Raw genomic sequence first — 24286 nt, 5'->3', positions numbered from 1 at the left:
TCAAGCTTGCATGTCGCTCGGCTTGATTCCCCAATATTTCTGGAAGTTCTTCGAGAAGTAGTTGACGTGCTTGTAGCCGACCTGCTCCGCCGCCTCGTACACCTTCGCGCCTCCCGCGAGCAGCGCCTTCGCCTTCTCCATCCGCAGGCGAAGCACGCTCTCCGAGAAGGAGCTGCCCGTCACTTCCTTGATGATCCGGCTCGCGTACGAGTAATTGATATACAGCTTGGCCGCGACGGCGTAGAGGCTAAGTTCCTCCTCGCCCAGATGCGCTTCGACGTAGGCCATGATCTCTCCGACGGTCACGTGCGTGCCGGATCGGCGCCGCTCCGCGACGGAGCGGCCGATGCGCGCCATCATCCGCTCCAGCCAGGTCGTCACTTGCTCCTTCGTCAGCAACTGGTTGAAGTTCATAAAGTCCTCGTAGTCGGCGCCGAGCGTCTCCCGCAGGCTCCAGCCGTGCGCATGGACGATCCGCGTGAGCAGCGCCGTGATCCGCAGCAGCATCTCCTTGGCGTCCGCGAGCTGGCGGCCGGGCGAGAAGCCTTTCTCCATGAGCGCCGCGATCAGCGCCGCCCGCCTGCCCTCGCTGCCGGTATCGATCGCGATCTCGATCTCCTTTTCCATGTCGTTCATGTTGAGCCAGGACGCGTCGGCCGGGACGTCGTGCCGGTAGCGGATGATCGTCTCGCGGCCCAGCACGATCCGCTCCTGCAGCGCCATGCGGCACTGCTTGTACGCGACCGGCAGCAGCGCGGGATCGGTCACTTCGGCGCCGATGCCCGCGCTCGCCGTCAGCTTCAGGCAGTCCTTCACCGTGCCGAGCAGCTTCCCGAGCTGCTGATCCGCAAGCTGGCGCAGCGCTTCTCCGCCGGCCGGGGAGGAGGCGATAAAGATGACCGCCGTCAAGCCGTCGTCGTCCTGCAGCGCGATGGTCTCGAACGCTGCATCCTCTTCGTCCGCCTCAGCCAGCACGTCCTTGGCGATGTTAAATAACGCAAATTGCAGCAGCGCGCGCTCGTCCGGCGGGAACCTGTCGTCGTTGCCCGCGGTCGGATCCATGTCCACCACGGCGGACAGCAGCGTCCTTCCTTGCAGGGCAAAGCCGATCTCCTCGCTGCGTTTGGCAAGCTCCCAGCCGGCGTAGCGGCCGTTCAGCCAATTTTTGTAGAAAAGCTCCTTCAGGCGGGGCAGATGCTCCTTCCACCGGCGTTCGAGCTGCGACAGGTTGTGGCGGTCGTACAGCTCCTGCTCGCGCAGCCGCTTGGCGTTGAGGACGGTGTCCAGGATCAGCTCGTTCTCCGCCGGCTTCACCAAATATTTGAACACGCCCTGGTCGATGCTCTCGCGGGCGTATTCGAACTGGTCGTAGCCGGTCAAAATGATGACCTTCGCGTGCGCATGGTCGCGCTTCAGCAGCTTGGCCAGCTCCAGTCCGCCGACGTCCGGCATGTGAATGTCCGTAACGACGATATCGATATGCGCCTCGCGCATCGCGGCGATCGCTTCCCTGCCGTTCTCCACCGCGCCGGCCACCTCGATGCCGTGCGCCTCCCACGGGATGCCGAGCGCGATCCGTTCCCGGACGCGGTATTCGTCTTCGACGATCAGCAGCTTCATGCGCTTTCCTCCGTCCGGATCGGAATGATCAACGTTACCTTTGTCCCGACGTATTCCTCGCTCTCCACGAGCAGGTCGGCCGCCTCGCCGTAATAAAGCTTAAGCCGGGACTTGACGTTCTTGAGCCCGAAAAAGCGGCTTGACGGACTGTCCTGCGGCAGCCGGTACAGCTTGCTCGTGATCGTGTCCAGCTCCCGGCGAATCTCCTCCAGCCTGGCCGGCGGCATGCCCGCGCCGGTATCCTCCACTTCGACGATCAGTCCGCGCCCGTCCAGACGGGACCGGATTCGCAGCTCGCCGTCCATCGCATCCTTCTCGATGCCGTGGATAATCGCGTTTTCCACGATCGGCTGCAGCAGCAGCTTCAGCACCGGCATCCCCTTCGTATCTTCCGCCAGCTCAATGTCCGCGGTGAAATGCGCCGTGCGCATCTGCTGGACGCGAATGTAGTACATCAGATGCTCCGCCGTCTCCGCGAGCGTGAAGTCCTGCCTGCCCTTGCCGAGGCTGACCCTGAAAAACTTGGCCAGGTTCATCACCATGTCGCTGATCTCCCGCATGCCGTGCTTGACTGCGACGGAATAGATGGAATCGAGCGTGTTGTACAAAAAGTGCGGGTTGATCTGGGACTGCAGCAGATTGAACTCCGACTTGGCGAGGCGCAGCTCCTTCTCGTAATTCTCCTCGATCATGATGCGCTGGGCGGCCGCCATCTGGTTGAATCCGTCCATGACATGGCCCAGCTCGTCGCGGCGGACGTGCTTGATCTGATGCGTCAGATTGCCGTTCTTGACCAGCCTGAACGCGCCGGACAGCTGATAGAGCGGCCGTAAAATCTGGATATAGACGAACCAGGCGATCCACATGGCGAGCAGGATGCTGAGCACGATCGTCAGGTAGGTGAACAGCTGCAGCCGGCGCGACTGCTTGAAGATCTCCGCCTTCGGCTGCTCCAGCTGAATGGACCACGCGCCGCCCGACTCGCGGATCGTGAACAGCTCCTGTCCGCGGACGCGCGCCGCCCCGGCGTTCGTCTCGAGAATCCGCTTGTCGCCGTAGAACAGCGAGATATTCATGTCCGCGGACGTTTGCAAATGCTGAATGACTTCCTGCAGCGCCGTCTTGCGGACGGCGAAGATCAGCACGTTGGGCTCCGGCGATTCGCTCAGCACGTCGAGCAGCCGGATGTAGTAGAGGCTGTCGTCCTTCAGGTATCGGTTGGTTCCCTCGCCGTTGCCGCTCTCGCCGCCGCCGCTGCTATCGTCGTCTCCGCCCCCCGATCCGGGGACGTACATCAACAGCGCCCCGACGCCGTTCACCGCCTGCCGGAACCAGGCTTCCTCCTTGATCCGAGGCCAGCGGATGCCGCCGAGCGTCGTCGAGACGCCGTTGCCGCTCTCGCCGTGCAGAATATAGGCCTCCTTGATCGAGCCGTTGATGTTGGTCAGGGAATTCAGCTTGCTGCTGCACGGTATGGACGTCGTACAGATTGTCCGGGACGAACGGGTCCCGCTTGTCCCGCCAGATGTTGACGATGCTGGGGTTGGAGCTGATGAGCAGCGTCTGCTGATCCATGTTGCTCGCCATCTGGTCCATGTAGGCCAGGGTCGTCTGCAGGGCGCCCTTCGTGCGCTCGCGAATCTGCTCGTTCATGATCCGCTGCGAGTAGTTGTTCGCGAACAGACTGACGATCACGAGCGGGATCAGAATCAGGATAAAGGTGAGCGACAGCTTGAACTGCAATCCCTGCGTCCGTCTCAATCCGTCGCCTCCGTCCCGGCCTCGGCAGCGGCCCCGCCGCGCCTCGCCTTCCGCCAATGGCCGGGCGGCATGCCGTAAAATTTGCTGAATGCGTGCGTAAACGCATAGGCGTCCGAATAGCCGAGCATGGCGGCGATCTCCACGATCGCGTAGCCTGCGTGAAGCAGGTCGGCCGCCTTGTCCATGCGCAGCTTCTGCAAATAGTGTATAGGGGAAATGCCCATCCGCTCCGTGAACAGCTTGGAGAAATAGGCGCGGTGCAGGGACAGGTAATCCGCCACGTCGTGAACGGTGATTTTCTCCGCATAATGGGTATCCATATAAGCGACGCTGCGGGCGATCCAGCTGTCGATGCCCTGGCGCGTCCGCTCCGCCTCGCCTTGCGGAACGAGCAGCGCGAACACCTGATACAAAACGGCGCACAGCTCGAGATGCCGTTTCAAGTCGTATTTTCGGGGATGAAAAAGCAGCCGCAGCGCGGATTCGAGCTCCTTGCCCAGTACGCCCGTCAGGAAGGGCTTGTGCCGGCCGAGGCCCGCGCGCTCGAACAGCCCGGGGACATGCGGACCGTCCATGGAGATCCATGTCATCTGCAGCTCATGGCAGCCCGTCGCCAAGCTGTAACGGTACGTATCCCCGGGGAACATGCCGAAGCAATCGCCCCTGGACAGTACGACCCGCTCTCCGCCGTGATCGAACTCGACCTTGCCTTCCGTGATAAAGTGCACGTTGTAGTATTCCAGGATCTTCAGGCCCGTCCGATAAGTCGGCTTGGCCACGTTTCGGCCGATGCGAAGCGGCCAGATGCCCCCTTTGCAGGCCAAGGCGTCGGGGATGAACAGCTGCGACTCGAACCACTCGATGGCGGTCTCCTGCATGACGCATCCCCTTTCCGCATAATCCCCCCCTATTATAGCAAGCGCTTTCCAAACGCTGTCAATCGGCCTTCAGCATAAAAAACCTCATCGCCCGGAGAGGTTTCTTATGCTTTGATGCCGCTATCGTCATGCCGCCTCGTTCGTGCCGCTATAGATGAATCATCACGTAGTCTTCTTCGACCGATACGCCGAATTTTTCCACGGTCACCTCGTAAGACTTGGTTCGCACCTTCCCGTCGACGACCATGCAGCCCGTCTTGATGTCGAACTCCCACTGATGCCACGGGCAGCGCACGATCTCGCCTTCCCGCTCGAAGCGGAAATCGCCCGGGCCCGAGGATACGACGGCCGCGGTCACGAGCCCCTTGCAGAGCTCCGCTCCCTGGTGGGGACAGACGTTGCGCAGCGCGTGATAGGCGCCCTGAATATTGTAGACGCCGATGCTGCGCCCCTCCACCTCCACGATCTTGCGCGCGCCGGGCGGGATCTCCGCTACGCGCGCGGCGCGGAACCGCTTGCCCGAAGAGCTGGCCGGCCGCCTCGGATCGGGCGAAGCCGCTCGCGGGTCGGGCCGCTGCTGCTCCTGTTCCGTCGCGCTCATCCTTCCGCCTCCTTCTCTCGCGTCGGCAGACCGTACAGTTCGGCTGCGTTGTCGTAATAGACCCGGTCCGCCAGGGCGTCGGCAAGCCGGGGCAGCGCCTGCTTGGGCGAATCGTAGTCCCAGTGCGGATAATCGCTGCAGTACATCAGCGTTTCGTCGGCGTGAATGCTGTCCAGCAGGGCGTCGAACAAGGCGCGGCTCGGCGTCTCGTCGATCGGCTTGCGTCGTGACGCGGACATGCTCGCGGAAGTATTCGCTCGGCCGCTTGCGGACCCACGGCGTCTGCACGCGCAGCCCCTTCCATTCCTGGTCCATCTTCCAGAGCAGCGGCGCTAGCCAGAGGACCCCGGCTTCCTGCAGCACGACCCTAAGCGTCGGGAAGCGCTCGAACGTGCCTTCGAAAATAAAGCTGGCCAGATGCGCCGCCATCGTCGACGGCCGCGCGCAGCGCGTCTCGATGTAGTTCGTCACGTACCCGGCGCCCGTCGGCGGGCTGTTGATGCCCTCGCCTTCCAGGCCGACGTGGATCGTAAACGGCAGGTTGTGCCGCACGCACGCTTCGTAGATCGGATCGTAATACCGGTTGCCGTAGGGCAGCGTCGCGCCGTTGCAGACGATGACCTGCACCATGTCGGCTCTGCCGCCGACGCGGTCGATCTCCTTCGCGGCGAGCCGCGGCTCCTGCTTCGGGATCATGACCGAGCCCCGCAGCCGGCTGTCCCGCGACAGCCAATGCTCGATCGTATAGTCGTTAATCGCGCTGCAGGTCGCAGCCGCGTAGTCGTAGTTGATCGTCGCCTGCATACCGTAGCCTTCCCCGGTCAGAATGCCGTACGCGACGTTGTAGCGGTCGAGATGCTGCCGCTGCATGAGCGCCAGGTCGCTGCCGGCGCGGCCGCCTTCCTCCGGATAAGCGTCGGCCATCCGTCCGCCGACCCCGCCGTTAAAATGCATGCCGCCCGGATACGCGGGTCCGTACGCCTCGACCAGCTCCCGGTAATGCCGCGGCAAATAAGGCTTGATCTCTTCCAATCCCGAAATCTGGTGAATGTCGCAGTCGATGATAGGTCGTTTGGCTTTGCTCTTCTTGTCCGCCGGCGACGGCGTCTCGGCTTGCGAAGTCTGCATGCGAGGTGCACCTCCAAGGTTTCAACGGAACCGCCGAGCGGCGCTTCGGGAGCCGTCCGGCGATTCGATCGCTTGACCTTCATGTTAAAGCGCAGGTCCTCGAACGCCAATGCTGCCTTGTCTGGCGTTTTTGCGATTTTGTAAGGTTACCGCCCTTCAGGTTCTTACGGCTCATACCTGCTTCACGACGACATCGTCGAAATAAGCCTGGGCGAAATGGGTGTACACGCCGATTTTCCCGCTTGCGAGTGAAGCATCCGTCGCATTGATCTTGAGCGTTCCGTCGACGTAGGCCTTGATCGCGCTCCCGTTCAACTCGAGCTTAAACAGATGCTGCGTGCCCGTGCTCAGCGTCAACGAGGTTGAAGCGACGGTGCTCTCCGTGCCGCCTACGACCTTGCGGAGCGTCAACTGCCCCAGATTGTTGTCGTAGTACACGTAATAGTAATTGTCTTTGTCCGCGAATCGCGCTACAAGTCCGATCCTGCCGTAAAGGCTCTGCCACTGATCGGCTTTGATCTTGGCCTCCACGCTGTAATTCGTCCAGCCCGCGTCCCCGGCCGTAGACTTGGAGCCGCCTTTGTCGAAGTTGTCGGCCAGATAGACGTACGAGCCCCCCGTTCGAGACGACGCTGAAGTTGCCCCAGGAGCTGGCCACCGTCCAGCCGGCCGCCGTACCGCTCTCGAACTGCTCCTTGAACAGCAGATCGCTCGTCGTGACGGCGGTCGGCCCGCTTCCCGCAGAAACGTTGCCCGACGGATCGAACGCCTTCACGACATAGTGATACGTCGTAAGCCCCGTAACGCTCTTGTCGACGTAACGCGTGACGTTGCCGTTAAGCGAAGCGATCTGCGTGCCGTCGCGATAAACCTTGTAGCCGGAGACGCCGACGTTGTCCGTGGATTTGGTCCAAGACAGCTCCACCTTAGCGGCCGTGTCGGACACCGCGGCGACGCCGGAGGGCACCGTCGGCGCGGTCAGATCCGTGCCGGTGACAGGATCGTACACCAGCTCGAACGCGTAGCCTTTGTCGGTTTCCAGCGGCACCGAGATCGTCGTGCCGGTCGCCGTGACGGGCACCTCCGCCAGCCGCACGCCGTTCTGCGCGAGCTTGTAGGCTTTGTAAGCCGACGGCGTGCGCGTCGTATCGAGCTTGAACTCGCCAAGGCCGTACTTCACGAGCGTCGGCAGCGTGCCTTGGTGATACGTCGTGAGGCCGCCGGACGTCACCTCGTACTCGCCGGTCCCGGCGGCGTCGGTCGTATAGGCGAGCAGGATCCGGCCGCTCTCGTCCAGCGGTTCGTCGTCGAGCGACAAAGCCGACACCGTGCCGTGCGCCAGGTCTCCGCGCAGCGTGACGGCGCCGAGCTCGTAGCCGCTGCCGTCCAACGTGCCGACGGCCGCCGCCGCGTACGGCGTGTTGATCAGGTACGTATTCGTGTTCAGGTCGAACACGAGCTCGCCCGTATCCGAGACCAGCAGGTCGTCGTCCAGGGCATCCTGCATGGATGCCTTGAGCCCACCGTCGTCGAGCGCGTCGATGAACGTCTCCGCGACCTCCTTCATCGTCATCGCGTTCGTGACCGTAATCTCGTTGGCGCTCGGGATATCCCCGGCCTCGATATCGGCCGGCGTCAGATCGGGCGTGATCTTGTAGATGGCATAAGGCGCGGCCGGGTGGTCCGCGTATACCGTCACCGTCTTGAACAGATGCGGAATCATCATGCGGTTGCGCTCCTGATCCTGGTTTTCGGTCGCGGAGCCGTGCGTCGTCACCCAATTTTTATCCCTGACGATGACGAACTTCGGCTCGCTCTCCGAGACGTGTCCCCTGCGGAACAGAAGCGCGCTCTGATACTCCGACATCGTCGCCAGCGTGTCCGTGACGGAGTCGAAGGAGATGGCGCCGCCGAGCGGCGCCTCGTTGACCGCCTCGTTCACCCGGCTGCTGAAGTCGAAGCGGTTCATCATGTCCCAGCCGTTGTAAGCCCCGGCCGCGGACGAGATCAAGCCGAGCTCGTCTCGCCCGTCGGTCGGGAACTCCTGGTTGAACTCCGTCAGCGCGAAGGGCTTCCGGTACAGCTGGCCGAGCGCAAGGGCGGGAATGTAATTTTTGATAATGGACGAACCGTACTGCGGAGCGTAGCTAGCCGCCGTCGCAGGATCGAACACGGTGCTGTAGCGCGGATGCGTAAGCGGGTTGTAAGTGAAGACGCCTCTTCCGTTGACCAGCCCGTTGTATAGATGCGTCTCCTGAACGTCCGCCTGCGTCCGCCAGTAGTTGGCCAGCGAATCGTTAATGTAGTTGATGCCGCCGATCGGCGCTCGGACGCCTACAACGTTCTTCAAGTACGACTTCATGTCGCCGTTGGCCGCGAACTGCTTCTCCGTAAAGTACGCGGTCATGAGGTCCCGGACGCCGGACGGCGACCAGAAGCTCGTCGGAAACGTCGACACCGTCGGCAGCCCTTTGCCGGTCAGATAGGCGTTGAAGTCCGTCTTGATCCAGTTGTTGAAGTTGGCGTCGGAAAAGCTGGCGTTGTAGAGCAGCGATTCGTTGACCGGAGAAAGTCCCATCAGCTGGGGATCGTCCTTCAGCGCAAGACCGGTATACGGATTCACGTGCGACAGGAGCTGGCTCGCGAAAGACTTCCAGATGGCGATCCCGTCCGGCATGAGCGTCGCCAAATACTTGGACGCGGTCGCGCCGTACGTGTTCAGGCTCGGGACGCCCGAGAAATCGGCATACGCCAAAATGTCCATGTCGATATAAATGCCGCGCGCCTTGAGCAAGGCGTTGAAATACTCGAAATTGTCGAGCTTGGCCGCGTTCAGCGTCACCGTCGTGGAGGTGGGCTTCGCCATCAACCCTTTGGCCCAGTCATAGTTCTGGTCCACGGAGGAATACCGCACGACGTTGTAGCCCATGGCGGCGAGCCGGTCCGCGATCACGACCATCTCCGCGTGCGTCGGATCGATGCCGTAGCTGCCGTTCAGGTTGCCGCCGTAGAACTTCACCTTCTTCGCCGGTTCGTCCTCGAATACGTAATCGCCGTCCGCGTCGATCTGGACGAAGCCCTTGTCTCCCGCGGGCGCGTCGTTCAGGAACGACAAATCCAGCGCGCTGCCGGGCGCCACGGCCATCGTCGTGTCGATCGCCCGCCAGTCGCTGCCGGCCACGATCGGATCCGCGTTCGCCACCTCCGCCTTGCCCGCGACGGAAGCGACGGGGACAAGCAGGGCAAGCGACAGGGCGACGGCCGTCGGTTTGGTCATTATTCTCATCATCCAGGTCTCCTCTTAAATTAGAAATAAATTGGAAATAACATTTGAATGCGCTTACAAATTGCGATGCCCTTCCAGCTGCTCGCGCTTCATCTCCTTCCCCGCCAGTTCAGCAATATCATAGAATCAGTCGGATCGGCCGACAATGTTCGTCCGTCGGCAGTTTTTGCGCGTTCGTCAGCATGGCTCATTACACGAACAGAAAAGGCCGGCTTCGTATGTCCTCTCCCAGATTACACGAACAAAAAAAGGCCTGCTTCGAATGTCCTCTCCCAGCAAAGAACGACCGAAGCCGTCCCATCCAGGAGCGTCCTATTGCCCGGGCCCAGACGTTCCTATATAGGAACTCCCGGGCGGCTCGTGCGGGGTGTGGGTCGCGGGAGTTCCTATTCAGGAACTCCCGAGCGGTTCGGGCGGTGTGGGGCGTGGACCGCAGGAGTTCCTATCCAGCAACTCCCGGGCGGCTCGGGCGGTGTGGGGGCCGATGGAGTTCCTATCCAGGAACTCCCGAGCGGCTCGTCCGGTGTGTGGGCCGCAGGAGTTCCTATTCAGGAACTCCCGGGCGGCTCGGGCGGGGCGTGGGTCGCAGGAGTTCCTATCCAGAAACTCCCGGGGGTTCGTGCGGGGCGTGTGGGTCGCAGGGGTTCCTATCCAGGAATTCCCGGGCGGCTCGGGCGGTGTGTGGCCGCTGGAGTTCCTATCCAGGAACTCCCGAACGCTTCGTGCGGTGAATGGGTCGCCGGAGTTCCTGTCCAGGAACTCCCGGGCGGCTCGGGCGGGGCGTGGGTCGCCGGAGTTCCTATCCAGGAACTCCCAAGCGGTTCGGGCGGTGTGTGGGCCGCAGGAGTTCCTATCCAGGAACTCTCCGGCGGTTCGTGCGGTGAATGGGTCGCCGGAGTTCCTATCCAGGAACTCCCGGGCGGCTCGTGCGGGGTGTTGGCCGCAGGAGTTCCTATCCGGGAACTCCCGAGCGGTTCGTGTGGGGCGTGGACCGCTGGAGTTCCTATCCAGGAACTCCCGGGCGGCTCAGGCGGGGCGTGGGTCGCGGGAGTTCCTATCCAGGAACTCCCCGGCGGTTCGTGTGGTGTGTGGGCCGATGGAGTTCCTATCCAGGAACTCCCGGGCGGTTCGGGCGGGGCGTGGGCCGCTGGAGTTCCTATTCAGGAACTCCCCCGGCGGCTCGTGTGGTGTGTGGGCCGCAGGAGTTCCTATCCAGGAACTCCCGGGCGGCTCGTGCGGTGTGGGGGCCGATGGAGTTCCTATTCAGGAATCCCGAGCGGTTCGTGCGGGGCGTGGGCCGCAGGAGTTCCTATCCAGGAACTCCCGGGCGGTTAGTGCGGGGCGTGGGTCGCGGGAGTTCCTATCCAGGAACTCCCCCGGCGGCTCGTGCGGGGCGTGGGTCGCAGGAGTTCCTATCCAGGAACTCACGAGCGGCTCGGGCGGGGCGTGGGCCGCTGGAGTTCCTATCCAGAAACTCCCGGGCGGCTCGTGCGGTGTGGGGGCCGATGGAGTTCCTATTCAGGAACTCCCCCGGCGGTTCGTGCGGTGTGGGGGCCGATGGAGTTCCTATTCAGGAACTCCCGGGCGGTTCGTGTGGGGCGTGGACCGCAGGAGTTCCTATTCAGGAACTCCCGAGCGGTTCGTGCGGGGCGTGGACTGCAGGAGTTCCTATTCAGGAACTCCCGAGCGGTTCGGGCGGGGCGTGGACCGCTAGAGTTCCTATCCAGGAACTCCCGGGCGGCTCGTGCGGTGTGTGGCCGATGGAGTTCCTATCCAGGAACTCCCGGGCGGCTCAGGCGGGGCGTGGGCCGCTGGAGTTCCTATCCAGGAATTCCCCGCGGTTCGTGTGGGTCGTGGACCGCAGGAGTTCCTATCCAGGAACTCCCAGGCGGTTCGTGCGGTGTGTGGGCCGCAGGAGTTCCTATCCAGGAACTCCCAGGCGGTTCGTGCGGTGTGTGGGCCGCAGGAGTTCCTATCCAGGAACTCCCAGGCGGTGCGTCCGGTGTGTGCCGGCCGCTCCGCTCGCCGCGTGCGCCGCAGGTGATCCGCTCACTCCGCCGCGCCACGGTCGAAGTCCGCGACGATCAGCATGTCGGTGCCGCGCGCGCGGCGCAGCATGAAATGCACGACCGTCTCCCTGATCAGCGAATGCCATAGCGGCCTGCGGGACTGGCCGATGATCAGCAGCGTCGCGTTTAGTTCGTTCATGCGCGCCAGCAGCGCTTCGCCGATCCGGCGGCCGTCCCGCGTCTCGGCCTCCAGCTTGCCTCCCAGACGTTCGCACAGCTGGCGCAGCGTGTCGAGCCGCTTCTCGGCATCGGCGCCGGATTCCCCGTCCGGCCGCACGTAGTGCGCATGCCACTCCGCCTTGAGCCGGTGCGCGATGCGAAAGCCGCGGCGAATGAGCCGCTCCGAGCGCGGCCCGGCGTCCACGCAGACGAAGATCGTCTCCTGCCGCCGCCATTGTCCGCGCAGCGAAGCATGGCGATCCCATGCCTCGAGCCGTTCGTCCACGTCGTCCGCCAGCTCCCGGAGCGCGAGCTCGCGCAGCGCGATCAGATTGCCTATTTTAAAAAAGGAGCCTAACGCCTGGTCGACCTTCTCGAGCGCGTAGATCTTCCCCTTCGCGCATCCGCTGCTGCAGCATCTGCGGCGTCACGTCGATGAGCTCCACCTCGTCGGCCAGCTTCAGAATCGCGTCCGGCACCGTCTCGCGCACGCGAACGCCCGTCAGCTGTTCCACCGCGTCGTTCAAGCTCTCGAGATGCTGCACGTTGACGGTCGAAATGACCGAAATGCCGTTGTCGAGCAGGCGGATGACATCCTCGTACCTTTTTTTGCGAAGGCTTCCCGGCACGTTCGTGTGCGCCAGCTCGTCGACGAGCACGACTTCGGGATGACGCGCGACGATCGCCTCCGTATCCATCTCCTCGAGCCGCGCCGACTGGTAGTCAATCTTGGCTTTCGGCACGATCGGGAGACCGCCGACCTGGTCCCCCGTCTCCTTCCTGCCGTGCGTCTCGAGCAGGCCGATGACGACGTCGACGCCTTTGGCCTTCAGGCTGTTTCCCTCCTGCAGCATCTTGAAGGTTTTGCCTACGCCGGGCGCCGCTCCGATGTACACTTTAAAGGTGCCGCGGCGAATCGTCTCGATTTCCCGTTCGATCTCGCCGGAGCTGAGACGGCGGAACCGGTCCGCGTCCGCATGCGGCTTCGGCTTGATCGGCAGGATGCGCTCGCCCGCGTGGGCGGCGCGATCGGCCATGATGAACACGTCGATGTTCCTCGTCTTTCGCAGCACGCGGTTCGCGATGGAGCCCTGCCATTTTTCCTGCCGGCGATTTAGGTTGGAATGACCCATCACGATGCGCGTGACGTTGTTCTTGGCGGCATAGCGCACGAGCAGCGCCGGCAGCTTGCGCGCATGCGGCAGCGGCAGCTCCTCGAAACGGGCACCCACTTTCTCGACCAGCTTCTGAATGGACCGCTTGAACGTCAGTTGCTCCTTCGTCAGCGCCCGACTCGGCCGCACGAACGTCGCGACGATCAGCTCGCCGTTCAGCCTTCTGGCGATCTGCTGTCCTCTGCGCACGTGAAGCGAGCCGTTCCAGTGATATTGGGCCGCGACCAGGATTCGCTCCGCGGCGCCGGACGGACCGACGAGCCCGAGCGCCTCGCGATGCTTTTCCAGCGAATCGTTCACGCCCTCGGCCATGAGCCGCAGCGCGATCTCTCTCAGCACGCCGAGGTTGCCGCGGCGGCACATCGCCGGATGACGCCGCTCGCCCAGCAGCCCATCGTCGATCCGCTTCAGCATCGTCTCGGGCGACACGTCGATCAGACGCACCTCGTCCGCCAGCTCCAGCGTGTCGGAGGGCACCGTCTCCTCGGCGCGAATGCCGGTGAGTTTGTAGACGATCTCGCCTTCGTCCGCCAGCTCGTAGACGTTGATCGTCGCGATGACGCCGATGCCTTTGTCCATCAGATAAAGAATGTCTTCAAGCCGCGTCCTGAACCTCGCGCCCTCCCGATTGCGATGGGCGAGATCGTCGACGAGCACCACCTCCGGATTGCGGGCGAGCAGGGCGTCGAGCGGCAGATCCTTCCGCTCCCGGCCGTCCTTCGTCCAATGAATGCTCGGCACCCGCTCAAGCGCCAGCGTCTGCTCGACCGTTTCCGACCGCTGCATCGTCGATACCGCGCTGATGACGACGTCGATCCCCTGCTGCTTCAGCTGATTGCCTTCCCGCAGCATGTGATACGTTTTGCCCGAGCCGCTGACCGCCCCGATGATGATCTTCAGCCGCCCCCGATGCAGCTTGGAAATGGCGTATAAAATCTCCTCCGGCGTTTTCCGCCGATATTCCGTCACCCGCTCCCCGCCTCCCCCGAACGATCGGATCGCGTGCCGGTTCAGAAATTGCTCGACGACCTGATTAAAAGCATCCGGCCGGCACAGGCTGCTCGGACCGCGAGCGTCCGCGATGACGGCCAGACCCGCTTGAGGCAGGCAGGCGACGAGCTCCTCCATGCATGCGATGCCATAGGCCGTATAATCGCCCGCCACGCCTAACGCCGGACCGCGGAAAGCCCTTAGATGATCCGTGTAGTCGATCCGCCTGGTCGCCAGCCGCTGCCGGTACAGCTCGCGGGGCCTCCGGTTCAGCACGTTCCGCCGGAGCTCGTCGTAGGCTGGCGCCCATCTCTGATAGGCAAGCCGCAGCGAGGGAAGAAGCAGCTCGCCGGGCGCATAGTAGTCGAGCCAGCTCATATACGCCGCCGCCAGCTGCAGTTTTCCAAAGACGGTGGACGATTCGAAACGGCAGAAACTGTCGGCGATGACGATCGCCGCCGCCCGCTCGGGGTACTGCGCGGCGATCCGCTGCACGATCAAGCCGCCGTAATCGATGCCGACGAACACGGCTTGGCGAATGCCGAGCGAATTGAGCAGCAGGATCAGATCGAGACACTGGGTATCGATGATGTCGTCGGGGGTTTGGCGCAGCTCGCCCGACCGCCCGTTGCCGCGAAGATCGCAGGCGATCGTCCGGTATCGCTTGGAAAAGTAGTCGAACTGCGGTTTGAACATGCTATGGTTCCACCCGTGTCCGTGAATGAAAAGAATCGTCGTGCCGCTTCCTTGCATCTCGTAGTAGATCGACGTTCCGTTAAGCCTGGCGACCGGCAAAGCCATACACCTCGATTATTTGCGAAATTCGATAAAGCCTTTCGAGCCATTCGTTCCAGCACCCGCTCGCGCGACTCATTCAACCATTCATTCGAGCCATCCGTTCGAGCCATCCGTTCGAGCCATCCGTTCGAGCCATTCATTCGAGCCATTCATTCGAGCCATTCATTCGAGCCATTCATTCGAGCCATCCGTTCGAGCTCTCCATTCGCGCGAGCCTTCGGACGGCAACCGCCCGTCCGGCACCAGCGCGGACAGGGCTTGTCGCGACGTTATTTGCCCAGCTTTTCCTTCAAAGCCAGGTTCAGCTTCAGCACGTTCACCCGCTTGTCCCCGAAGACGCCCAGGTCGCGGTCCTCCGTATAGGCGTCGACCAGCGACGTCAGCTCGGCGGCGGACAGGCCGGTCAGCTTGCCGATCCTCGGAATCTGCACGAGCGCCGACTGCGGCGTAATATGCGGGTCGAGCCCCGAGCCCGAATTGGTGACGAGCGCGATCGGCAGACGGTCGATCGGCACATCCGGATTGTCCTTTTGCCACGCCGCGATCGATGCCTTGACCCTGGCGAGCAGGTCCGGATTCGAAGGCGCGTAATTGTTCGAGCCGGAAGCCTCCGCCTTATTGTCGATGCTCGATACGCGCCCCTGAAAGTAGCTCGGATCGGCGAAGGACTGTCCGATCAGCTCGGAGCCTACCACGTTGCCCGCCTTGTCCTTGAGCAGGCTGCCGTTCGCCTGATGGGGAAACAGCAACTGAGCGAGCCCGGTGCTGACAAGCGGATAAACAATCCCGCACAAGAGGATGAACAGCAGACTAAGGCGAATAGCGATCCAGAGCATCGAGCCGCCGGAGCGCTCTTCCTCGCCGCCTTGCCGATCCTGCGCAAGCGTAGCCATGGCCGATTCCTTCTTTCATGAATGATTAATAGGTTTAATCGCCTTCGCTGCCGCGACCTCGCTTCAGATCCAGGCGTGAACAATCAGGTCGATCAGCTTGATGCCGATAAAAGGAGCCACGACGCCGCCCGCGCCGTACACGAACAGATTACGGCCGAGCAGGCGCGCGGCGCTCATCGGGCGATAAGCGACGCCCTTCATGGCGAGCGGGATGAGCAGCGGAATGATAATGGCGTTAAAAATTAACGCCGACAAGATCGCCGACAGCGGCGAACCGAGCCGCATAACGTTCAGCGCGTCCATCTCGGGAATCGCCAGCATGAACATCGCCGGGATGATGGCGAAATACTTGGCGATGTCGTTGGCGATGCTGAAGGTCGTCAAGGCGCCGCGCGTCATGAGCAGCTGCTTGCCGATCGCGACCACCTCGATGATCTTGGACGGGTCCGAGTCGAGATCGACCATGTTGGCCGCTTCCTTGGCGGCCGTAGTGCCGCTGTTCATCGCGAGGCCCACGTCGGCCTGCGCGAGCGCGGGCGCGTCGTTCGTGCCGTCGCCGGTCATCGCGACCAGCTTGCCGTCGGCCTGCTCGCGGCGGATGACCGCGATCTTGTCCTCCGGCTTGCTCTCCGCGATGAAGTCGTCGACGCCCGCCTCCCTGGCGATCGTCGCCGCGGTCAACGGATTGTCTCCCGTGCACATGATCGTCTTGATGCCCATCGCGCGGAGCTGGTCGAACCGCTCCTTCATCCCCGGCTTCACCGTATCCTTCAGATAGACGACGCCGAAGATCCGTTCGTCGACCGCTACGGCCAGCGGCGTGCCGCCCTCCGAAGCGATGCGGTCCGACTGCTTGCCCAAATCGTCCGGGACCGCGCCTCCTTGCGCCGCTGCCCATTTGCGGACGGCGTCGACGGCGCCCTTGCGCACGCGGCGTCCGTCCGACAGATCGATGCCGCTCATGCGCGTCTCCGCCTTGAATTCGACGAAGCCGCCGCCGTCGGCAAGCGAGGCGTCGAACGCCTTTCCGTTTTTCCTCATCCACGCCAGCACCGAGCGGCCTTCCGGCGTCTCGTCCTGCAAGGACGCGATCGCCGCCCAGGCGGCCGTCTCGTCACCCCCGGCGCCGCCGACGGGAACGATGTCGCTCGCCATCCGGTTGCCGAAGGTGATCGTGCCCGTCTTGTCCAGGATCATCGTGTTGATGTCGCCCGCGGCCTCGACCGCCTTGCCCGACATCGCGAGCACGTTGAACTGCGTCACCCGGTCCATGCCGGCGATGCCGATCGCCGACAGCAATCCGCCGATCGTCGTCGGGATGAGGCAGACGAGCAGCGCGATCAGCACGGGTACCTCCAGCTTGACGTCCACGTAGGACGCGATCGGTCCGAGCGTGACGACCACGATGAGGAAAACGAGCGTCAGGCTGATGAGCAAGGTGTTCAGCGCGATCTCGTTGGGCGTCTTTTGCCGCTTGGCGCCTTCGACCAGCGCGATCATCCGGTCGATAAACGTCTCGCCGGGATCGCTCGTGATCCTCACCTTGATCCGGTCGCTGACGACGCGCGTGCCGCCCGTGACCGAATTGAAGTCGCCGCCCGCTTCCTTGATGACCGGCGCGGATTCGCCGGTAATCGCCGATTCGTCGACGGAGGCGAGCCCCTCGACGACCTCGCCGTCGCCGGGGATCATCTCGCCCTGCGACACGACGACGATATCGCCCTTGCGCAGCTCGGTGGAGGGCACGGTCTTGACCGCGGCGCCGCCATTTAAGAGCTTGTTCGCGGTAATTTCCTTTTTCGTCCGCTTCAACGTGTCGGCCTGCGCTTTGCCCCGTCCCTCCGCCAGCGCTTCGGCGAAGTTCGCGAACAGCAGCGTGAACAGCAGGATGAGAAACACGGCCAGATTAAAGCCGATGCGGTCCTTCGCGTCGAAGTAGCCCGGCAGCAGCGTCATCAGCAGCACGATCGCCGTGCCGACCTCGACCACGAACATGACCGGATTTTTCATCATGACAGCCGGATTCAGCTTGATCACGCTCGCCTTAAGGGCTCCGGCGACCAGCGGTCCGGAAAACAGGCTCTTTTTTCGTTTTTCGTTCACGACAGCTCACTCCGTCTCTTATTGGCGAATGGTCAGATGCTCCGCGACCGGTCCGAGCACGATCGCGGGCAGGAAGGTCAGCGCGCCGATCAGAATGACCGTGCCGACCAGCAGAACGGCGAACAGCGCATTGTCCGTGCGGAACGTGCCGATCGTCTCCGGCACCCACTGCTTGCGCACGAGCGATCCGGCGACGGCCAGCAGCGCGATCATCGAGACGTAGCGCCCGAAGAACATGACCAGGCCGGTTGTGATGTTCCAAAACGAAGTGTTGTCCGCGAGTCCCTCGAAGCCGGAGCCGTTGTTCGCCGCCGCCGAGGTATATTCGTACAGCACCTGCGAGATGCCGTGGAAGCCCGGATTCGATATCGATCCCTTGCCGAGATCGGTCAGAAAGGCGATCGCCGTCGGCGCCAATATAATGAACGGATGCGCCAGAATGGCGACCGCGATCAGCTTCATCTCCCGCGGCTCGAGCTTGCGACCGAGAAATTCCGGCGTCCGGCCGACCATCAGGCCGCAGATGAACACGGCGAGCATCGCGTACATCAGCATGTTGACCAGCCCCACGCCCTTGCCGCCGAAGACGACGTTCAGCATCATCTCGGCGAGCGGCACCAGGCCGCCCAGCGGGGTCAGCGTATCGTGCATGTTGTTGACCGTCCCCGTCGTCGCAGCCGTGGTCACCGTCGTGAACAGCGCGGACTGGGCGATGCCGAAGCGCACTTCCTTACCTTCCATGCTTCCCTGCGATGCGTCGATGCCCAGCGCCTCAAGCGCCGGGTTGCCGCTCTTCTCCGCGGTATAAGCGACCGTGAGGAACACGAGGAACAACGCCATCATCGCCGAGAAAACGACCCAGCCCTGCTTGCCGTTTTTCGCGAAACGGCCGTACATGAAGGGCAGCGCAGCGGGCAACGCCCACATCGACAAGATCTCGATCACGTTCGTCAGCGCGTTCGGATTCTCGAACGGATGCGCCGAGTTCACGCCGAAAAAGCCGCCGCCGTTCGTGCCCAGATGCTTGATCGCCTCCAGCGAAGCGACCGGCCCGATCGCGATCTGCTGCGCGGTCCCCTGAAGCGTCGTCACCGACAGCGTCGGATCGAGCGTCTGCGGCACCTGCAGCGCGACCAAGACCAACGTCACCACGAGGGCGAGCGGGAAAAAAATGCGCGTGTGGGCCTTGACGAAGTCTTCGAAAAAGTTGCCCAGCGTCTTGCCCTTGCCGGTGATGCCTCTGACGAAGGCCACCGCCACCGAGAAGCCGGTCGCCGCGGACGTGAACATCATCATCATGATGACGGCCATCTGAGAAAAGTAAGACAGTCCCGTCTCACCGCTGTAGTGCTGCAGATTCGTATTCGTAATGAAGCTGATGACCGTATTCAGCACCAGCGTCGGTTCCATGCCGCCGATGCCGTTCGGATTGAGCGGCAGCCCGTTCTGCGCGCGCAGCAGGACGTAGCTGACCGCCACGAGCGCGAAGTTGACGGCGATGAAGCTAAGCGCGTATCGTTTCCAGGTCATCCCGGCGCGATGCCGCAGGCCGATGGCCGCGAAGATCGGCTTCTCGACCCAGCCGAACAGCCTGTCGGTGCGATTGGACTCGTTCGAAAAGACGTGATAAACATAATTCCCAAGCGGTTTGGCGATCAGCGCGAGCATGCCGATCACGATGACGATTTGCAATACATCCATGGCCGTTCCTCCTTAAGCTCGGGCGGCGCTTGCGAGGCGCGTCGTTAAAATTTCTCCGGGTGAAGCAGCGCGTACACGAGGTAGATCAGCAGCAGGCCGGTGAAAACAAGCACGATCGTCATGCGCCCTCTCCCCCCCGCCTCGTCGATCGATCGGTCGCACCAGTATACGAATCCGACGACCAGCGCGAAGGCGGCGAGCAGCGCGATCGTCATCCAAACGTCCATCATGGGTCACACGCTCCTTGTGATTCATTCGACCTTCCTTCTCCGAACAGCGGAAAAAGACAACAAAAAAAGAAGCCCGGCAAAGGAGGAACCTTCGCCGCGGCTTCCCGATCAAGACAGGACGTCTTAACGTCGTACGCGACAAGTGTTGCCTCTCCCATACGCTTGCGAGGTTAGCTGTCGGATTCGGGCGCGAGAGTCGCCCTACGCCGGCACGGATGCGTGCCCGGCGATTCACCCCTTGGAGCCGATTGCGGCTCCGGTCGGTTCCCCCCGCTCTTGTTCGTGCCAAGATTCAGCGTTTCAACGAAACGAACGATGCTGCTCCCTCATCCCTTCTCTCCGCAAGACGGTCGAGTCCGTCGCCAAGACGTCGGCAAGGCGCCGTTCATGCACGTATCTTACGCCCGGCCGGCTATACTGTAAATAAAGCCAATATCCGAAATGGACGGAATTCGTCAGAAATCGCCGGATTGGAAAATGAAAATGGCGGAACGCTCCGGCATCCGTCTATTATCTCGGCCTCGTTCCGGTTCTCTATGATTTTTATAGGATTTTTACGCCGTCTCGCGGTTTATTTTCTCCCCCTATTTACAGTAACCTTAAGAAAAAAGACGCCGACAACCGGGCAGCCGGGGGAGTGAAAATCGTGCAGATGTCCCAAGCCCTGCGGACGACCTGGAAGGCCTACGCAGGCATCACGCTGCTGATCGCGTTCATGACGATCGCGTTGCAGCCGCTCACCTTTGCTTTGGACCTGGTGAACATTGCGCTCCTTTATTTATTTCCGATGCTCGTCAGCGCCGTCTGGTGGGGCCTTCGTCCCGCGATCTACGCGGCGGTGCTCGCGATATTGGCATTCGATTTTTTCTTCGTTCCGCCGAAGCTGAGCTTCACGGTCGCCGACCTGCGTTATCTGGTGTCGTTCGCCGTCTACGTGGCCGTCGCCGCGCTGACCGCCAGCCTCGCCTCGCGGCTCAAGCAGCAGCTGGCGTATGCGAAGCAGCGGGAAGCGCACACGGCCGCCCTGTACGCGCTGAGCCGGCAGATGAGCGAGATCGCCGACGTTGACGCCCTGCTGGACAGCGTCTCGCGCGAGGCGGCGCGCTCGATGGGCGCCGAAGCCGTCGTCTACTTGCCGGACGAGCAGGATAAGCTGGCGCTCGCGCACCGCTCCGGCGCGGACGGCGACCGCGGCGAAGGCGGCTGGGGAGAAGGCGACGCGGAAAAGGCGACCGCCAGGCTCGCCTTCGATCACGGCGAAGCGGTCGGCTACGGCTCGCATACGCTGAGGGACGCGCCCGGCTGCTACTTGCCGCTGCGCGCCGAGGACCGCGTCTACGGCGTGCTCGCGCTCAATCTGAAGGCGCGCAGGAGCGGCCTGACTGCCGGTCAGTTGCAAATGCTCGAGGCGCTCGCCGGTCTCGCGGCCGGCGCGATCGCCCGCGCAAAGCTGGCCGAGGAGGCCAAGATCGCGCATCTGACGGCGGAGTCCGAACGCCTGCGCACGGCGATCCTCGACTCCGTCTCGCACGAGCTGCGGACGCCGCTGGCCGCCATCATCGGTTCGGCGACCGTGCTGACCGCCGACGACGCGCCTTTTTCGCCCGAGGACCGCAAGGAATTGCTGGTCAATATTCGCGACGGCGCGATGCGGATGAACCGGCTTGTGAGGAATCTGCTCAGCATGGTGCAGTTGGAGAGCGGCATGCTGCGTCTGCGGCAAAACTGGTGCGATGCCGAGGATTTGATCGGAGTGGCGCTGGCGCAGGTCAAAGACTTTCAGGAGAATCGAAAGCTGCGGGTCAGCCTGCCCGGCCAGGTCCCGTTCATACGCGGCGACGATGTGCTGCTGGAGCAGGTACTGGTGAATGTGCTCAGCAACGCCGTCAAGTACAGTCCGGACGGCAGCGAGATCGACATTGCCGTGTCTGCGAGCGCGGACCGGCTCCTCATCGCCGTCGCCGATCGGGGGGATCGGACTCGCGGACGACGAATACCGGCGGATATTCGAGAAATTTTACCGCGCGGACGCGACCAGACAGATCACCGGCACAGGCTTGGGGCTTGCGATCTGCAAAGGCATCGTGGAGCTGCACGGCGGCACGATCTCGGCCAGGCGGAACGAGCCGCAGGGGACGGTCGTGACGATCGCCTTGCCGCTCAGCGCGGCGGACGAGCCGCGGGAGCGGCCGAAGGACCATGGAACGGAGCGGGATGGGGATGAATGAGCAAGTCGCAAAAATATTGATCGTGGACGACGAGCCGCAGATCCGCAAGCTGCTGCGCGTGACGCTGCAGGCGTACAGCTTCGGCATTCACGAGGCGGCGACCGGCGAGGATGGCGTGCGGCAGGCGATCGAGGTCCGTCCCGACCTGATCGTGCTCGACCTGGGGCTGCCCGATCTGCACGGGCTTGAAGTGCTGAGCCGCATCCGGGCATGGTCGCGCGCGCCGGTCATCGTGCTGACGGCCAGAGACCGGGAGGAAGACAAGATCGTCGCGCTCGACGGCGGCGCCGACGACTATGTGACCAAGCCGTTCGGCATGGGCGAGCTGGTCGCGCGAATCCGGGTGGCGCTGCGGCATGCGTCCGATTCGGCCAACGAACCGACGCTGACGTTCGGCGCGCTCTCGATCGATCTCGTGCACCGCGTCGTGGAGCTGGACGGCGAGCGGGTCAAGCTGACGCCCACCGAATACGAGCTGCTTAGAGTGCTCGCGACGAGCGCCGGCAAGGTCGTCACCCAGCGGCAGCTGCTGCAGCAGGTGTGGGGCGACGCGTTCAGCGAGTCCGACAGCCACTATCTGCGCGTGTACATCGGACACCTGCGCAAGAAGCTGGAGGCGGATTCGACCCGGCCTCAGTTTATTTTGACGGAGCCGGGGGTCGGCTATCGGTTCAGGTCGCGGGATTGATTCGCTGCGCGCGTGCGCGCGGACGAGCGCCGGCGAGCTTCGCCGCAAAAGGCGTCACTTGCGAGAATGCGATTTGCCGCCGACGACGAATTCGCGCGAATGGCGATCTTATCCGCGATTCCCGCATTTTACAGCGCCTCGCCAGAGGCATATGATAGAGGGCAAGCCGATGCGGCGAAGAGCGTTGCTCTCGCCCGCATCCGACCGTTAACCTCGCAAGTGTAAGGGAGAGATCTTGTACGATGTCCGTGCAAATGACCGCGCGAATGACCGCGCGCACGTTTGAGCCGCCGTCCCTGTCGGCGAACCGTTTGCCGTCGATAACCGTTCGAAGGCTCGAAGTCTTTATCGTGCCGCTCGACGACGGGACGCGCGCCGGTTACCGCGTCCACCTGCTGCTCGCGACGGACGCCGGGCCGCTGGCCGCCGAGCTCGCGCTCGAAGCGCGGGAGAAGCCCGCCGATTGGGTGACCTGGTCGTACCGCTTGCGCAAAGTCGTACATACCGATTGCCGGGACGATATCGCGCTGGAGCGCGCGCTCGGCGACCGCGGGAGCTTCCATTGCCGGCTCGTTCGCGCGGCGCTGCAGCCGTTCAAAGACGGCCAAAAGCCCGCGCTTTTGAACACGCGGGCCACCTTGATCGAGCTTGCATCGAGCTATATTTGTTTATTTTAGACGGCCGGTCGGCGGATCGGCTATTTTTTCTGCAGCGCCAGCCATTCCATCAGCGACACTTCTCTGCCATTAACCACGACAGGCTGCCCGTCGTAGTCCAGTCGGCAGTCGTCGTTCAGCGCGTAGATCCATGCGAAGTGCCCGTGATAGACGTACGGCGCGCCCCGCTCGTCGGCGAACCGGCCACGGAGATCGACGACCCGGTCGAAATACGAGAAATGCACGTCCTTCGCGCCGGCCTTGATCAAGCGCTCGTAGGTCGGCACCGCCGTCTCTTCGGGTCGCACGATCGAATCGTCCTTGGCATGCGTCAGCCAGATCGGCATGTGCCTGATCCGCTCGATATCCGCGTCGCCGATGACTTCGTCGTACAGCGCCTCGCATACCGGGAAAGCGGCCGCGAAGTACGCCGGGTAATCCAGCGCCATCCGCATCGTCATGAATCCGCCGTTGGAGCAGCCGCCGATATAAATCCGGTCCGTGTCGATCGCGGCCTCGTTGCGGGCGACGAATTCGTCGATCAGCGTTTTTAACGCCTGTACGTACTTGGACTGGCCCGTCCGGCCGTATTGCCCGCTGCCGTCGTCCAGCCAGAAGGTCGGCGCCTGCGGCACCAGCACGAACGCGCCGCCGAGCTTGGCCTGAATGTCATAGCCGGCCAAGTTGACCACGTTGTTGCCCGTATAGGCGATAGCGGGATCCGTCCCGCCTTCCCCGCCGCCGTGCAGCCAGATGAGGAGCGGCCGTTTGCCGCGGCCGGTCTGCGGCACGAAGTAGCCGTACTTCAGCGGTTCCTGCGAATAGGAGGAGATCCCCTGAAGGAACTTATCCGCCTGCTCCGCGGTATTCCCCGCGCACCGGTCGAACACGCAGCCCGACAGCGATTCGCCCTCCGCCGACCGGATCTCGGCGATCTGCGCAATCCGGTAATCGCTGACGATATATTCGTTCATGCCGTTCAGCGGGGCGATGGGCGCGGCCAAAGGATCGAGCGGTCCGTGCTTCATCTCGAGCGTGACGAACGTCCCTTCTTCGGCGCGCACGCCGGCGATCGAGGAAGGATAGGCGTCCAGAATCGTGCCGTAGCCCTTGCTCGGCAGCTTAAGCTCCGGCTCGGTCCAGCTCTTGGGAAGCAGGAGCACCTCGCCTTGCTTGTCCTTCCGTTCCACGTAAACGCTAAAGCAGGATGGCTTGACGTCTTCCGTCTTTACGGCGGCCCGCATCGGCAGCACGAGCTTCGTAATAAACGGGCCGTAATCCGTGATTTCCGTAATCGTGTAGTAGATGCTTCCCATGCCAGC

At 62.9% G+C, this 24286-nt stretch carries 14 protein-coding genes, 3 pseudogenes and 1 riboswitch; of the genes and pseudogenes, 3 read left to right on the top strand and 14 right to left on the bottom strand.

Going from position 1 to position 24286, the window contains the following annotated elements; translation table 11 throughout:
* The 13 genes and pseudogenes from OMP40_RS11415 to kdpF form a co-directional block, all read right to left on the bottom strand.
* Complete coding sequence (locus tag OMP40_RS11415) at positions 1–1620, bottom strand: response regulator (RefSeq protein ID WP_277531409.1); 1620 nt, start codon at positions 1618–1620, stop codon at positions 1–3.
* On the bottom strand, positions 1617–2939 hold the full coding sequence (locus OMP40_RS11410; RefSeq protein ID WP_277531407.1) for a sensor histidine kinase: 1323 nt from the start codon (positions 2937–2939) through the stop codon (positions 1617–1619). The genes OMP40_RS11415 and OMP40_RS11410 overlap by 4 nt, the downstream gene beginning before the upstream one ends.
* On the bottom strand, positions 2878–3381 hold the full coding sequence (locus OMP40_RS11405) for a hypothetical protein (RefSeq protein ID WP_277531406.1): 504 nt from the start codon (positions 3379–3381) through the stop codon (positions 2878–2880). The genes OMP40_RS11410 and OMP40_RS11405 overlap by 62 nt, the downstream gene beginning before the upstream one ends.
* Entirely contained in the window at positions 3378–4259 is an 882-nt protein-coding gene (locus OMP40_RS11400; RefSeq protein WP_277531403.1) for a helix-turn-helix domain-containing protein, read from the bottom strand. The genes OMP40_RS11405 and OMP40_RS11400 overlap by 4 nt, the downstream gene beginning before the upstream one ends.
* A 148-nt stretch (positions 4260–4407) precedes the next feature.
* Complete coding sequence (locus OMP40_RS43085; protein ID WP_277531401.1) at positions 4408–5988, bottom strand: amidohydrolase family protein; 1581 nt, start codon at positions 5986–5988, stop codon at positions 4408–4410.
* Positions 5989–6159: 171 nt separating this feature from the next.
* Positions 6160–6345, bottom strand: coding sequence for a hypothetical protein (locus OMP40_RS11390; RefSeq protein ID WP_277531399.1), 186 nt, complete (start codon positions 6343–6345; stop codon positions 6160–6162).
* A complete protein-coding gene (locus OMP40_RS11385) occupies positions 6311–9277 on the bottom strand; it encodes a hypothetical protein (RefSeq protein ID WP_277531397.1) in 2967 nt (988 codons plus the stop codon). The genes OMP40_RS11390 and OMP40_RS11385 overlap by 35 nt, the downstream gene beginning before the upstream one ends.
* Positions 9278–11323: 2046 nt before the next feature.
* Positions 11324–13646, bottom strand: a pseudogene (locus tag OMP40_RS11380) (universal stress protein).
* A 240-nt stretch (positions 13647–13886) separates the two neighbouring features.
* A pseudogene (locus tag OMP40_RS11375) lies at positions 13887–14420 on the bottom strand (alpha/beta fold hydrolase); the annotation flags it as partial.
* 314 nt (positions 14421–14734) lie between these two features.
* Positions 14735–15358: a potassium-transporting ATPase subunit KdpC gene (gene kdpC / locus OMP40_RS11370; RefSeq protein ID WP_277531395.1), complete on the bottom strand. Its 624-nt coding sequence runs from the start codon at positions 15356–15358 to the stop codon at positions 14735–14737.
* Positions 15359–15421: 63 nt separating this feature from the next.
* Complete coding sequence (kdpB, locus tag OMP40_RS11365; protein WP_277531393.1) at positions 15422–17461, bottom strand: potassium-transporting ATPase subunit KdpB; 2040 nt, start codon at positions 17459–17461, stop codon at positions 15422–15424.
* An 18-nt stretch (positions 17462–17479) separates the two neighbouring features.
* Entirely contained in the window at positions 17480–19162 is a 1683-nt protein-coding gene (gene kdpA, locus OMP40_RS11360; protein WP_277531391.1) for a potassium-transporting ATPase subunit KdpA, read from the bottom strand.
* A 44-nt stretch (positions 19163–19206) separates the two neighbouring features.
* The gene (gene kdpF / locus OMP40_RS11355) at positions 19207–19392 is read right to left on the bottom strand and encodes a K(+)-transporting ATPase subunit F (RefSeq protein WP_277531389.1); all 186 of its coding nucleotides are present in this window, start codon (positions 19390–19392) and stop codon (positions 19207–19209) included.
* A gap of 144 nt (positions 19393–19536) precedes the next feature.
* A riboswitch (cyclic di-AMP (ydaO/yuaA leader) is annotated at positions 19537–19700 on the bottom strand.
* A gap of 344 nt (positions 19701–20044) precedes the next feature.
* On the opposite strand from kdpF, the pseudogene OMP40_RS11350 reads away from it, so the two are divergent.
* The 3 genes and pseudogenes from OMP40_RS11350 (at position 20045) to OMP40_RS11335 (ending at position 22985) form a co-directional block, all read left to right on the top strand.
* A pseudogene (locus OMP40_RS11350) lies at positions 20045–21620 on the top strand (DUF4118 domain-containing protein).
* A complete protein-coding gene (locus OMP40_RS11340; RefSeq protein WP_277533117.1) occupies positions 21607–22308 on the top strand; it encodes a response regulator in 702 nt (233 codons plus the stop codon). The pseudogene OMP40_RS11350 and the gene OMP40_RS11340 overlap by 14 nt, the downstream one beginning before the upstream one ends.
* A gap of 242 nt (positions 22309–22550) precedes the next feature.
* Entirely contained in the window at positions 22551–22985 is a 435-nt protein-coding gene (locus tag OMP40_RS11335; RefSeq protein WP_277531387.1) for a hypothetical protein, read from the top strand.
* A 20-nt stretch (positions 22986–23005) separates the two neighbouring features.
* Here the strand turns inward: OMP40_RS11335 and OMP40_RS11330 are convergent, their stop codons facing one another.
* Positions 23006–24280 carry a prolyl oligopeptidase family serine peptidase gene (locus OMP40_RS11330; protein ID WP_277531385.1) on the bottom strand — a complete coding sequence of 425 codons (1275 nt, stop codon included), beginning with the start codon at positions 24278–24280 and terminating at the stop codon, positions 23006–23008.
* Between the last annotated feature and the right edge of the window lie 6 nt (positions 24281–24286).

Origin of the sequence: Cohnella rhizosphaerae, assembly GCF_029525575.1 — a bacterium.
Lineage (GTDB): Bacteria > Bacillota > Bacilli > Paenibacillales > Paenibacillaceae > Cohnella > Cohnella rhizosphaerae.
This window is presented reverse-complemented; position numbering and strand designations above follow the sequence as displayed.

Excerpts from the sequence above, each read along its gene's own strand:
- OMP40_RS11415 (WP_277531409.1), bottom strand. The coding sequence starts at position 1,620 with ATGAAGCTGCTGATCGTCGAAGACGAATACCGCGTCCGGGAACGGATC.
- OMP40_RS11400 (WP_277531403.1), bottom strand. The coding sequence starts at position 4,259 with ATGCAGGAGACCGCCATCGAGTGGTTCGAGTCGCAGCTGTTCATCCCC.
- OMP40_RS43085 (WP_277531401.1), bottom strand. The coding sequence starts at position 5,988 with ATGCAGACTTCGCAAGCCGAGACGCCGTCGCCGGCGGACAAGAAGAGC.
- OMP40_RS11385 (WP_277531397.1), bottom strand. The coding sequence starts at position 9,277 with ATGATGAGAATAATGACCAAACCGACGGCCGTCGCCCTGTCGCTTGCC.
- kdpC (WP_277531395.1), bottom strand. The coding sequence starts at position 15,358 with ATGGCTACGCTTGCGCAGGATCGGCAAGGCGGCGAGGAAGAGCGCTCC.
- kdpA (WP_277531391.1), bottom strand. The coding sequence starts at position 19,162 with ATGGATGTATTGCAAATCGTCATCGTGATCGGCATGCTCGCGCTGATC.
- kdpF (WP_277531389.1), bottom strand. The coding sequence starts at position 19,392 with ATGATGGACGTTTGGATGACGATCGCGCTGCTCGCCGCCTTCGCGCTG.
- OMP40_RS11340 (WP_277533117.1), top strand. The coding sequence starts at position 21,607 with ATGGGGATGAATGAGCAAGTCGCAAAAATATTGATCGTGGACGACGAG.
- OMP40_RS11335 (WP_277531387.1), top strand. The coding sequence starts at position 22,551 with ATGTCCGTGCAAATGACCGCGCGAATGACCGCGCGCACGTTTGAGCCG.
- OMP40_RS11330 (WP_277531385.1), bottom strand. The coding sequence starts at position 24,280 with ATGGGAAGCATCTACTACACGATTACGGAAATCACGGATTACGGCCCG.